The organism is Haloarcula amylolytica (genome assembly GCF_049705545.1).
In the GTDB taxonomy this organism is placed as follows: Archaea; Halobacteriota; Halobacteria; order Halobacteriales; family Haloarculaceae; genus Haloarcula; species Haloarcula amylolytica_B.
Genome location: NZ_JBNAMU010000002.1, coordinates 257,564 through 269,605, shown reverse-complemented (window position 1 = coordinate 269,605; position 12,042 = coordinate 257,564). Strand labels below are relative to the sequence as shown.

9 protein-coding genes are annotated in these 12,042 nt (G+C 63.6%); 4 read left to right on the top strand and 5 right to left on the bottom strand.

Going from position 1 to position 12,042, the window contains the following annotated elements; translation table 11 throughout:
* Nucleotides 1-152 precede the first annotated feature (152 nt).
* Together ACOZ4H_RS17910 and fdhF are read left to right on the top strand one after the other, a co-directional pair.
* Nucleotides 153-1,676, top strand: a complete 1,524-nt coding sequence (locus tag ACOZ4H_RS17910) for an NADH-ubiquinone oxidoreductase-F iron-sulfur binding region domain-containing protein (protein WP_424330622.1) — start codon at nucleotides 153-155, stop codon at nucleotides 1,674-1,676.
* Nucleotides 1,673-4,984, top strand: coding sequence for a formate dehydrogenase subunit alpha (gene fdhF, locus ACOZ4H_RS17905; RefSeq protein ID WP_424330621.1), 3,312 nt, complete (start codon nucleotides 1,673-1,675; stop codon nucleotides 4,982-4,984). Before ACOZ4H_RS17910 ends, fdhF begins: the two co-directional genes overlap by 4 nt.
* Before the next feature lie 224 nt (nucleotides 4,985-5,208).
* On the opposite strand, the gene ACOZ4H_RS17900 is transcribed toward fdhF, so the two are convergent.
* Both ACOZ4H_RS17900 and ACOZ4H_RS17895 read right to left on the bottom strand, forming a co-directional pair.
* A complete protein-coding gene (locus ACOZ4H_RS17900) occupies nucleotides 5,209-5,940 on the bottom strand; it encodes a creatininase family protein (protein WP_424330620.1) in 732 nt (243 codons plus the stop codon).
* A gap of 179 nt (nucleotides 5,941-6,119) precedes the next feature.
* On the bottom strand, nucleotides 6,120-6,428 hold the full coding sequence (locus tag ACOZ4H_RS17895) for a hypothetical protein (RefSeq protein WP_424330619.1): 309 nt from the start codon (nucleotides 6,426-6,428) through the stop codon (nucleotides 6,120-6,122).
* 212 nt (nucleotides 6,429-6,640) lie between these two features.
* On the opposite strand from ACOZ4H_RS17895, the gene ACOZ4H_RS17890 reads away from it, so the two are divergent.
* Entirely contained in the window at nucleotides 6,641-7,738 is a 1,098-nt protein-coding gene (locus ACOZ4H_RS17890) for a CobW family GTP-binding protein (protein ID WP_424330876.1), read from the top strand.
* Between the two features lie 16 nt (nucleotides 7,739-7,754).
* On the opposite strand, the gene ACOZ4H_RS17885 is transcribed toward ACOZ4H_RS17890, so the two are convergent.
* The 3 genes from ACOZ4H_RS17885 to ACOZ4H_RS17875 form a co-directional block, all read right to left on the bottom strand.
* Complete coding sequence (locus tag ACOZ4H_RS17885; protein WP_424330618.1) at nucleotides 7,755-7,916, bottom strand: hypothetical protein; 162 nt, start codon at nucleotides 7,914-7,916, stop codon at nucleotides 7,755-7,757.
* A 63-nt stretch (nucleotides 7,917-7,979) separates the two neighbouring features.
* Nucleotides 7,980-9,137 carry a glutathione-independent formaldehyde dehydrogenase gene (locus tag ACOZ4H_RS17880; protein WP_424330617.1) on the bottom strand — a complete coding sequence of 386 codons (1,158 nt, stop codon included), beginning with the start codon at nucleotides 9,135-9,137 and terminating at the stop codon, nucleotides 7,980-7,982.
* 195 nt (nucleotides 9,138-9,332) lie between these two features.
* On the bottom strand, nucleotides 9,333-10,184 hold the full coding sequence (locus ACOZ4H_RS17875; RefSeq protein WP_424330616.1) for a type II CAAX prenyl endopeptidase Rce1 family protein: 852 nt from the start codon (nucleotides 10,182-10,184) through the stop codon (nucleotides 9,333-9,335).
* Nucleotides 10,185-10,735: 551 nt separating this feature from the next.
* On the opposite strand from ACOZ4H_RS17875, the gene ACOZ4H_RS17870 reads away from it, so the two are divergent.
* Entirely contained in the window at nucleotides 10,736-12,037 is a 1,302-nt protein-coding gene (locus tag ACOZ4H_RS17870) for a S8 family serine peptidase (RefSeq protein WP_424330615.1), read from the top strand.
* The last annotated feature ends 5 nt before the right edge of the window (nucleotides 12,038-12,042 follow it).

Sequence of the window (12,042 nt, the reverse complement as noted above, 5' to 3'; positions counted from 1 at the left end):
CCGCTGCCTCATTGTTTCGACGGAACGAACCGACCAGCTCTGTCCGATCAGTGCATAAGCAAGTGATATGTTGTGGGATTCGAGGATTCCAGTGCAACCGGTGGCCGCTGGGTCGGCCGGGGTTTTTAATCATTCAGCACCACGCACAGAGTATGACACAGGAACCCACTACCCTCGCTCGCTCGACCGTCGTCCGGGTGTCGACGGACGAGCGACCAGCGAGCGGGGACCGGACCCTGGCCGCGGCACGGGCAGCGGCGGACTCTGTACCGGTCGTCAGGACGGGTCCGACGGGCATCACAGCGGCCACACCGCTGGTGATGGTCACAAGGAACGGACAGACAGCCTTCTACGGTGACCCGTCACCGGCGACTGTCCGTGACCTCGTTGATGAATTGGAAGCGGGTACAGTACCGACAGCCGACGCGGACGCAGTCGTCGAGCACGACCCCGAAACGGCGTCGCTTCCCGTTCCGGAGCGCGGCCCGCTCTCGGTCGGCCGGCGGTCAGTGTTAGGTCCCTGTGGCTGGGTCGCCCCGCTGGACCCGGCCGACTGGTCGTTCGTCTCGACTGACCGAACCGCTGACATTGCAGCGGGGGGCGGGCTGCTGGGCCGGGGCCGCGGGGACGCGGCTACTAACGAGCCGGTCAGCGATGTGTGGGAAACGACCAGAGCGACCGACGGCGACCCGGTGGTCGTCTGTAACGCAAACGATGCAAGCACCCTCCCGACGGGCGACGAAACACTCCTCTCCGGAGCACCGATGGCGGTCCTTGATGGGGTTGCGGCGGTCGCCGAGTACGTGGACGCCGGGGACGCTGTCGTCTACGTCAACGAGTCTCGGTCGGACCTGCACGTGGACCTCCGGAAGGCAATCGACGCGGCCGCCGATACTCTCCCCGTCGTGCCCCAACTCGTGGCCGGCCCGGACGAGTTCCGCGCCGGCGAACCCACGGCGGCGCTCGAAGCGCTGGAGGGGGCCGACCGCGTCGAACCGCGGCTCCAGCCGCCCGCGCCGGCCAAGCGCGGCCTGTACGGCCGCCCGACAGTCATCCACACGCCGCGGACGTTCGCGCACGTCCAGCGGGCCATCGCCGAGCCCGATAGCGTCGACGCTGACGCCGCTGACCCCGGAACGCGAATCGTGACTGTCACCGGCGACGTTGCCGACCGGGCGACAGTCGAACTCGGGTCGAGCGCTAACCTCGCGGCGGTTCGCGAGGTGGTCGAGATGGACGGTTCGTTCAAGATGGCCTGTGTCGGCGGCGTCCTGGGCGGTGTCACTCGCAGCCTCGACATGGCACCGACCGCCCAGTCTCTCCGCGCCGCTGGCCTCGGCACCAACGGCGTCGTCGAACTGTTCGACAGCGATCGATGCACCGTCGAGACGGTCGGAAAACGGGCACGGTTCGCGTCGATGGAGAACAGCGGTCGGTGCGTCCCCGGCCGCGAGGGGACGAAACAGCTCGCCGAACTCCTTCGGGATATATATGACGGCTCGTTCGAGAGCGACAAAATACGCGAACTTGGCCGTGTGATGCGCCAGTCGAGCAACTGCCAGACCGGCGCGCACGCGCCCCGGCCGGTGACCACAGCCATCGACGAGTTCGAACCCGAGTTCCGCGCTCACACCGACGGCCACTGTCCCAGCGGCACCTGTACGGAGAAACTATGAGCACAGACAAATCGATTCCACGAGTTCCAGACCTACACGACCCACAACCCGAGACGCCAGTCACCCAAGAGTTCGAGACCGGAACCGCCAACGACCCCGACGTGGGGACCGACACGGACGACCCGACGACGCTCACTGTCGACGGCGAGCCAGTCACCGTCGCCCCGGGTTCGACTATCATCGACGCGCTACAGGACCTCGACGACGATATTGTCAGCGTCGACCCCGGTGCCGAGGGCGTCGAAGACGACGCCGACGTGCCGGCGCTGTGTTACTACGACCGCGACGGCGATTGTAGCGACGAGATTGGCCCGCGTAGCGAGTGTCGGACCTGCATGGTCGAAACAGAGGAACACGGCCTCGTCCCGTCGTGTTCGTTCCCCGCCGAGGACGGCCTCACCGTCTCGACGGACACCCCAGACGCCGAGGAAGCCCGTAGCGTCAACCTCGACCTCGTGTTGTCGAACCACAACCTCCGGTGTACCACCTGCAACGGCAACGGCCGCTGTGAACTGCAGGACGCCGCCATCAGCGAGGGCGTCGATCACCCCCGCTACGGCGTCTTCGATGAGCGCGACCAGTACGAACCCATCGACGACACCTCCTCGTTCATTCAGATCGACCGCAACAAGTGCATCCTCTGTAACCGCTGTGTCGACGCCTGCAACGACGTGCAGGTCGAGGGCGTCCTCCGTATCGAGGGCCACGGCGAGGACACCCGCATCGGCTTCCAGTCCGACGCCGAAACCATGCACGACTCGGAGTGTGTCTCCTGTGGGCACTGTGCTACTGTCTGCCCCACCGGTTCGCTGACCGAGAAGGGTATCGGCGGCGCTGCGACGCTCCCGTTGCCGGGCTTCACGCAACGGAACTCCATCGGGAAAGTCATCGAACACGAGGACGTCGAGACGATCGACGACACCACCGCCCCGAACCGCGGGTTCGAACCCGGCGACCCCAGAGCGGCGAAAGGGAAGACCGGCCTCGCCAGGTTCGCCTCGCAAGCCAAGCGCCGGGCCGGCGACATCGCCAAGGACTACGGCAAGAAGGCGTTCCTCGCTGGCGAACACACCGCCGAGAGCATCGCGGCGAACACGATGCCCGAAGGCCGGCTGTTCGACATCGCCAGCGCGGTCAGCGACTACCGCCTCTCGAAAATCGACAAGCAGGAGACGACCTGCGGGTTCTGCGCCGTCGGCTGCCGGTTCGAGATGTGGGGCAAGGACGGCGACTCACTCGGCGTCGTCCCGGTCGATGACCCCGACGACGCGCCCGCGAACAACTTCTCGACCTGCGTGAAAGGGAAGTTCGGCCACGAGTTCGCCAACAGCGAGCAACGGGTCACTGAGCCGCTAATCCGCAATGACGACGGCGACCTCGAACCGACGAGCTGGGAGGAGGCGCTGGATTACGTGGCCGAGCGTTTCACCGAGATTCAGGACGAACACGGCATCGATTCGCTGGGCTGTCTCGCCTCCTCAAAAGGGAGCAACGAGGAGGCGTACCTCGTCCAGAAGTTCGCCCGCCAGGTGCTTGGCACGAAGAACATCGACAACTGCGCCCGGCTGTGTCACTCCTCGACGGTCGCCGCGCTCCAGCAGACGCTCGGCTACGGCGCGATGACCAACCGCATCAACGAGGATATCGGCGAGGCCGACGCGTACCTCATCAGCGGCTCCAACACCACCGAATCCCATCCGGTGCTCGCCACGCGAATCAAGCAGAACGTCCGCGACGGGGCCGACCTCGTCGTGTTCGACCCGCGGAAGGTCGGCATCGCCGAGCACGCCGACCAGTACACCCGGACGAACCCCGGCTACGACGTGGCCTGGCTCAACGGCCTGATTCGCTACATCATCGAACACGACCTGCACGACGAAGATTTCATCGAGCGTAACACGAAGAACTTCGAGGAAGTCAGAGAGAAAGTCCAAGCGTTCACGCCGGAGAAGGTCGAGGAACTCGCGGGCGTGTCACCGGAAGAACTCGCCTCGGCGGCCGAGACACTCGCCGACGCTGACAGCGTCGTCTTCGGCTGGGCGATGGGGATGACCCAGCAGAGCCACGGCACGGAGAACCTCATCGCGATGGCTGACCTCGCGCTCGTCTTGGGCCAGGTCGGCAAGCCGGGTGCCGGCCTCTCGCCGTTCCGCGGCCAAAACAACGTCCAGGGCGGCGGCGGCGACATGGGGACCCTGCCGGGGAGTCTGCCGGGCTATCAGAACCCGGCCGACGACGAGGTCGGCGAGAAGTTCGCCGACGCGTGGGGCGAGCGACCGCCCGAGGAACCCGGGCTCAAAGTACCGGAGATGCTCGCCGAGGCCCACGCGGGGAACCTCCGCGGCATGTACGTCGTCGGTGAGAACCCGGCGCTCTCGGAACCCGATATCCAGCACGCCGCCGAGGCGCTAGAAGACATGGAGTTCCTCGTCGTCCAGGACATCTTCATGACCGAAACAGCGGACTACGCCGACGTGGTGTTGCCGGCGGCCACCTCGCCGGAGAAACACGGCACGTTCACCAACACAGAGCGGCGCATCCAGCGGGTCCGCCCCACGTCTGAGCCGCCGGGCGAAGCCCGCCAGGACTGGGAAATCACGCAGGCCTTAGCCCGTCGGCTCGGCTACGACTGGGACTACGACCACCCGCGGGAGGTCATGGACGAGATCAACTCGCTCGCGCCCATCTACGGCGGGGTGACCTACGACCGCCTCGAATCCGGCGAGGAACACGGCCTGCAGTGGCCCTGCTGGGACGAGGACCACGAGGGCACGCCGTACCTCTACGACTACGACGAGGGGAACTTCAACTTCGAGGACGGAAAGGCCCGGTTCGTTCCCGCGGACGGCGGCCATCCCGGCGAGATCCCCGACGAAGAGTATCCGCTAACGCTCACGTCCGGGCGGGTGCTTTATCACTGGCACACGGGCCAGATTACCCGCCGCGTCGAGGGGCTGATGAGCCACGTCGGCGAGAGCTTCGTCGAGGTGCACCCCGAGACCGCCGAAAAACTCGGCATCGCCGACGGCGAGTACGTACGCGTCGAGTCCCGGCGAGGCGACATCGTGGTCAAGGCGCAGGTCACCGAGCGCGTCGGCCCGGGGACGCTGTTCATCCCGATGCACTTCGCCGCGGGCGCGGTCAACAAACTCACTGGGGAGACGTTCGATCCCACGGCTGGGATCCCCGAGTACAAAGTGTCCAGTGTTCGCGTCGAAGTTCTTGGACCGGAGACGGACGAGACGGTGCTCCGGACGCCGGATGCCGGCGGCAAACAGGTTCGAAAGCGAGGAGCCGGCGACGACTGAGTCGGCGCGGCCAGTCGGCCGCGGTTCCGCAGTCCGATTCGGGACAGCCATACTATCTACAAATTCGGCCGTAATATGGCGGAATCGGGTGTTAAACTCTGATAATATTGCCTTTTGTTTCTCTAATAGTGCCTTCCAAACCCACTTTACGTGTCTACCAATAGAGAACCGGGCAAATAGACCGAAGAAGCGCGTTCCATATCGGTAAATTCGGCCGCTGCGGCTCAGTCTCGCGGGCCGACCGGCCGGTCCGCGACTGCATCGAGGAGTTCGACGAGCGACTCCGTCGTCAGCTCCAGCAGCGTCTCCCCGCGTTCGGCGCTGCCCTCTCGCGGGTCGCCGACGACGCCGTTCTCGGTGAACTCGTCGGAATCGAACGCGAGGTTGACGCCGCTTTGCCACTCCCCCCAGCCGTCGCTGCCACCGTCCGCGGCCTCGTCCAGTCGGTCCTCGTGGACTGTTTCGGGATTCGTATGCCGGAGCAGCGAGGTCTCCAGCGGCCCGCCGTGACCCATGTCGGCGCTGTGGTCACCGACCGCGTCGAACCACGTGAACGGGACGGCGAAGGCCTCGTCGTGGCGGGTTATCGTGCCCGAGACTTCCCGCAGCGCGTCGACGTTGCCGCCGTGGCCGTTGACCAGCACCACGCGGTCCCAACCGTGGCTGGCGAGGCTCCCGACGATGTCCCGGACGTAGGACCGGAACGTCGACTCGGAGGTCCACAGCGTCCCTGAAAAGGCCCGGTGCTCCTCGGCGACGCCGACGGGGACTGCCGGCGCGACGACGACGGGGTCGTCGTAGCGCTCGGCACCGCGTTCGGCGACCGCCTCGGCGTCGAGCGTGTCCGTCCCGAGCGGGGCGTGTGGCCCGTGTTGCTCCGTGCTTCCGACGGGAAGCAGCGCCAGGTCCGTCTCGACGTCCGCCACGTCGGTCCAGGTCTCCGTCTGTAGGTTCATAGTCACATGTCCGGAGGCGGCGAGATAAAGCCCGTTCTCTCGGCGGCTTTTACAGTGGTTGCTGGCGCGCTCTCGCTATTCAGGAGCGCGCCTGAAACTCGAACACCCAAATTGGTAAGTAGATATGCGTATCGGTCACGAAGGGCAGCAGTCCACCCGAGACAGAACGAGTGAAGCAGTTATGTAAGCCCGAGGTAAATGAACGCGAGGCCAACACCGACTGCGACGACTCCTCCGAGGCGCTCCTCAACTCGTCGCCATCGAACTTTCGACTCCGAATAGTCATCCTTGTTCGCCACGACAAGATCGTGTTTCTCTGGCGAACGGATCATCCAGCCACCCGCAAGGATGCTCAGCGTGCCAAACGTGACCACCATAGCTGACCCGCTGACATTTCGTTTGAGGAACGGGAGGCCAGCGAGTACCAGAATCAACAACACGGAGAAGCCGCCCACTTTCAGAAGTTGTGTTCTACTGACTCGATCCATCCGATATGAATCATGAACCTCGACAGATAATGGTTCTGATACTGGTGAAAGCTATATCTCCTGTACTGACCGGGTGTTCCAACTCTGGCATGGGACAAAGAAACGCTGTTGGCAACCACAGTTTACAATTGCGAGTCGGTTCCGGACCCGGATTTATTACGTACTGATACGTGCGTTGTGGTAGCATGTCTACAGCCTCGGATTCGATTCCGATGACGGTCATCAGCGGCCCCCTCGGCGCTGGGAAGACGACACTGGTCAACAGGCTGCTGAGCGAGCCCGGCGACAGGCGAATCGCCGTCGTCGTCAACGACATGGGGGAGATAAACGTCGATGCGGAGCTCATCGCGGACGAGGCGGATACGGGCGAGGAGGGCGTCGTGGACCTCTCGAACGGGTGTATCTGTTGTCGGCTCCAGGACGACCTCGTCACCGAGGTGACGCGGCTCGCCGAAGAACGGTCGTTCGACTACCTAGTCGTCGAGGCCTCCGGCATCAGCGAGCCGATCCCCATCGCCAGAACGCTGACCGTCGGGCCGGACGGGGGCGACCCCCCGGAGGGGTTCCATCTGGATACGACGGTCTCGGTCGTCGACGCCTACGGGTTCTGGAAAGCGTTCGACCCCGAGGAATCGCTTCCGGACACTGCACCCGACCCCGAGCGGCCGCTCACCGAGGTGCTGGTCGACCAGATAGAGTTCTGCGACGTGCTCCTTCTGAACAAGTGTGATATGGTCCCCGACGACGCGCTCGAATCCGTGGAGGCCGCGATCAGAACGCTCCAGCCTCGGGCGTCCATCCATCAAACCACCTACAGCGAAGTCGACCCCGACGACGTGCTCGGAACCGGGCGGTTCGATTTCGAGGCCGCCAAGCGACAGCAGGGCTGGAAACAGGCGTTGGCCGAGTCAGGCGGCCCGGACGGCCACACCGGTCACGATCACGACGACGAGATGCCGGCTGCAGCGGCCCATGGCGTGGAATCGTTCATCTATCGACGAGACACGCCGTTTCATCCCGTTCGGCTCAACGACTGGCTCGACGACTGGCACGGCGCTATCGTCCGCGCCAAGGGGTTCGCGTGGGTCGCCAGCAGGCCGGAGGCAGTCCTCGGCGTGAGTCAAGCCGGCCCGTCGGTCCAAGCCGGGCCCATCGGCGAGTGGGGCGACGACGATCCGTCCACTCGGCTCGTCTTCATCGGGCAGGAGATGGACGAGGACGCCATCGTTGCCGAACTCGACGACTGTCTGGTCACGGATGAGGAGCAAACTCAGACTTTCGACAGCGATCCGTTTCCGCGGGAGCGGTGACCTACAGCAGTCACGATCAGGTCGTGCCGTAGCCGACCTCGTCGCGGAGTTCGTCCCACGACTCGTGGAACCCGTACGTCGACTCGGACTCGCCGCCCATCGCGGTCTGATAGACGTCATCGTAGGACAGTAGCTGCGTCCAGCCGTCGTGGAACCGATAGCTACAGTACTGACACATAGCTGTGCATACTCGGCAGTCGGACGTATAGCTATCGCAAAAAATGGATCGAGAGAACCGGTGTCAGGGCTCCAGCAGCACCTTGGTGACGCCTTCTTCCCGGTTGTCGAAGGCTTCGTACATCTCGGGGGCCTCTTCAAGATCGACGCGGTGGGAAACCACCCAACTGGGGTCGGCGCGGCCTTCGATGATCAGGTCGCGAAGCTCTCGGTTGTAGGACTTGACGTTACACTGGCCGGTCCCGAGGGCCTGCCCCTTCTCGAAGAGCAGCCCGAAGTCGATGCCGAGACGGCCCTGCGCGGCCATGTCGTCGGGGGCTCCCGGGTCCTCCGGTACGTAGAGCCCCGGAATCCCGAGTTCGCCGGTCGGTTTCACCGTCCGGATGAGGTTGTTGATGACCACGGCCGGGTTCTCCCGCGCGGGGTCGTACGCGTCGTCGGCTTCCTTGTCAGGGTCGATGGCCTGGTACCCGACGGCGTCGACACCCTTGTCGACACCGCTGCCGTGTTGCTCTTTGATCTGCTCGACCGGATCGCCCTCCTCGAAGTTGATCGGTGTCGCGTCACAGTGTTCCTCGGCCAGTTCGAGCCGACTCGGGACGCGGTCGATAGAGTATATTTCGGCCGCACCCTTGATCTTCGCACTATACGCGGCCATCAGCCCGACCGGACCGGCCCCGTAGATGGCGACGGAGTCGCCCGGTTCGAGGTTGGCGAGTTCCGTCCCGTGCCAGCCTGTCGGGAAGATGTCCGCGAGCAGCGAGAACGCGTCCTCGTGCTCGTCGCCCTCCGGGAGCTTGAGCGCGTTGAAGTCCGCGTAGGGGATTCGGAGCTTCTCGGCCTGCCCGCCCTTGTACGGACCCATGGCGACGTAGCCGTAGGCCCCGCCGGCGAAGCCGGGGTTGACGTTCGTACAGAAGCCCGTGTACCCGTTCTCACAGTTCTCACAGAAACCACAGGCGACGTTGAACGGGGCGACGACGCGGTCACCCTCCTCCAGCGAGGAGACGGCGTCCCCGACTTCGGTGACGATACCCATGTTCTCGTGGCCGAACACGATACCAGGCTCCGCCGCTGTCCGCCCCTCGTACATGTGGAGGTCGGACCCGCAGATACACGTCGTTGTGATGTCGATCAGTACGTCGTTCGGGTGCTCTATTTCCGGTTCATCTACTTCTTCGACGGCCACTTCCTTCGGTCCCTTGTACACAACAGCGTTCATTGACATTGGTTAACACAACCATGTGCATGCTAGTATAGCTGTCACTTATAACTAGTCAATTATTATGACTTATCGGCTGAGAACCACTGTCGATAGCGCGACGGTAAGTTTCGCTCAGTGCAGTCGGACGAGGTGGTCGTACCCACGAACAGATCGGAATCCGCACGGGGCTCGTGAGAGCTATTGTTCCGGTCGTCACTCCCTAACTGGGGCCGATGTATCTCGACGAGTCCAGACAATCGGTGTCCCATCAGAACCCGTCACACGAACAGTGAGGTAGACTAACGAGACGATGGCGGCGTACTCGATCACACCGGCTACCAGATGGAGTCCGGATGGGATGTTCACCGTGATGATGAACGGCGGGTGATTCATCGATGCATGAAACAGGGCGACGAGCCAGAGGTTGCCCGTCAATGCGTACACGCTCCCGTAGGCCAGCCCCATGAGCGTCAACCCGAGAAGTTCGGCGGCAAGCGCAGACCCGACGCCGTGCCCCAACGCCAGAAACCACCGCGGGAGGTGGAAGAGTGCGAACAGGACTGCGACGAGTCCGATGCCGGACAGCACTGCGCGTCGTGTAATCCCGCCGGCCAGCGCCGTGCATTTCTGCTGCAGGTAGGCGCGAAAGAGGAATTCTTCCGGAACAGCAGTGAACAGAAGCGAACTGAAAAGCGCCGCGAGATACAAGAGCGGATGGGCGGCGGTTCTCGATAGCGTGGCTTCGAACCCGGAGACGCCACCCAGTGCGAGGGCGAGCGCGACGAGGTTGTACAGTCCCCAGAACGCGGCGACAACCCCAACCACGGGCAACAAGGTGCGAGCAGGTGGAAGAAGAGAGCGTGGTGCTACGGCCTCGATTCTGACCGCAGCGACTGTGAGTACGACGAGGAAAATACCCCAGAGCGTCCCCAGAATAGGCGGCGGTGACGTCCTCGGAGAGATAGTTACCAGTCCGGATAGGACGACAAGCACCAGGAGGTACGTTACAACGGGAACCAACGGCCCGCCTTTGAATCTCGGCAGGCCAGTATCAGGGCGCAACATCCAGTCGAGATCCCATAGCGCCCCTCAAAATCAGCTTCCATTTAGCATTTCGGTATGGCCCCATCGGTGACGATCACTTATGCGTGAGAAGAGGGTCACAACGCTTGTTCCCCGAGGTTTAAAACTAGTTTTTAGTCTCTGGTAGCTTTAGTATGCTTCCACCCATCGGATCAAACGCCGGAACCGCCTGAGAGGTGCCCGGCTACCACCCCCTCCCCGAGCGCCACACCAGTTGCCACGAGACGGAATCCATTCCGCTCCGGTTGTCCGCACGTCAACGGGCTCAGCCCTCCCCGTTGTCGACCATTCGATTTACAGAAGGCTGGTAGTACACCAACGGCCGAAATCGAGAATAACAATGAAACGACCCGGGCATCGATTGTACCGCTGCTGTGTGACCGGGTGTGCACTGATTTTCATTGCCGATGATCTGTACGTTGATTGCCACCGCGCACCCGAACACTTCGAGATGACACTCGATATCCGGGGACTGATCGCTGAGAGGCGGTCGCTCCGCACACCGTCGGCAGCTTCGCGGCGGGTGGTCGGCTGTGCGTGATCGTACCGTGGGGCTACTGGCTGTCGTCGCTATCGTGTGTCTCACTGGTAGCATCGCGATGCTCGCGGTGACGACTCCGGCGGACTCCCGCCAGAATAGGGCCGACAGCGAACCGATGTCAGTGTCGGAGGGAACAGCCGGCAAGTTCGATCGGCTCCACGCGGCCGGCATCACGGGCTCTGACGTTTCAGTCGGTATCGTCGACCCAACGGGGTTCGACACGGAGTCGAAAGCGATCGCCGGCCAAGTCGTCGAAACGCGGAGTTTCGGTGTTGGGTCTGCACACGAGACTCGTGAGGCACACGGAACTGCGACGGCGGCAGTCGTGTCACGGACCGCACCGGACGCCGACTTATACCTCGCGCGGATCGACAGCGTCGATAGTTATCAACAGGCCGTGGACTGGCTCGTTGGAGCGAACGTCGACGTAATCGTCGCACCGGTCTCGTTTTACGGGCAACCGGGTGACGGAACCGGACCGGTCGCTCGGAGCGCGACGCAAGCGACGTGGAGTGGATCTGTATTCATCGCCCCGTCCGGCAACCTCGCGCAGTCGCATTGGTCAGGTCGATACACCGCCGAGACCGCCGACAATCGGACGATCTCGTTTACGAACGAGAGCCGGCGGAACTACGTTCGAGGCGGGACCGATATCACGGTCTGGCTCTCGTGGGAGCCCGACCACGCAGACGAGGAGTACACGGTCGAACTGTATCGAACGAACGGAACCGACTCCCGTCTCGTCGCCCGCTCACAGCCCTACCGCGGCGATGCCGTACCAAACGAGCGTATCGTTGCCGATGTCAGGCCCGGCGACTACTATCTCGTCGTTCGGGGGCCAGCATCGCCGACTGGCACTCGGCTACGGCTCGTATCACCGACGCACGACCTCCAACACGCGACGGCCCGAAGCAGTATCGTCGCGCCGGGGACCGCACGCAGAACTATCACTGTCGGGGCGTACAACAGCCGCGTCGACCAACTCGAACCGTTCAGTTCGCGCGGCCCGACTGTCGATAGCCGTACTGGTGTCGACGTCGTGGCACCGGACCGGCAGTTCGCCGCCGCCGCACCTGACGGCTTCGTCGGCTCTTCGGCCGCAGTCCCGTACGTCGGTGGCACTGCGGCCCTGCTGCTGGAGGCCAACGAGTCGCTGTCTCCCCGCGATACCGAACGGCTGCTGGAACAGACCGCCAGCGACGTGGGAAGGCCGGGACTCGACAACGGAACCGGGCACGGAGCAGTTGATCCGGTCCGTGCTGTCCGGGCTGCACAGAACCGCACCGATGGTTAAATCTC

Excerpts from the sequence above, each read along its gene's own strand:
- ACOZ4H_RS17910 (WP_424330622.1), top strand. The coding sequence starts at position 153 with ATGACACAGGAACCCACTACCCTCGCTCGCTCGACCGTCGTCCGGGTG.
- fdhF (WP_424330621.1), top strand. The coding sequence starts at position 1,673 with ATGAGCACAGACAAATCGATTCCACGAGTTCCAGACCTACACGACCCA.
- ACOZ4H_RS17900 (WP_424330620.1), bottom strand. The coding sequence starts at position 5,940 with ATGAACCTACAGACGGAGACCTGGACCGACGTGGCGGACGTCGAGACG.
- ACOZ4H_RS17895 (WP_424330619.1), bottom strand. The coding sequence starts at position 6,428 with ATGGATCGAGTCAGTAGAACACAACTTCTGAAAGTGGGCGGCTTCTCC.
- ACOZ4H_RS17890 (WP_424330876.1), top strand. The coding sequence starts at position 6,641 with ATGACGGTCATCAGCGGCCCCCTCGGCGCTGGGAAGACGACACTGGTC.
- ACOZ4H_RS17885 (WP_424330618.1), bottom strand. The coding sequence starts at position 7,916 with ATGTGTCAGTACTGTAGCTATCGGTTCCACGACGGCTGGACGCAGCTA.
- ACOZ4H_RS17880 (WP_424330617.1), bottom strand. The coding sequence starts at position 9,137 with ATGAACGCTGTTGTGTACAAGGGACCGAAGGAAGTGGCCGTCGAAGAA.
- ACOZ4H_RS17875 (WP_424330616.1), bottom strand. The coding sequence starts at position 10,184 with ATGTTGCGCCCTGATACTGGCCTGCCGAGATTCAAAGGCGGGCCGTTG.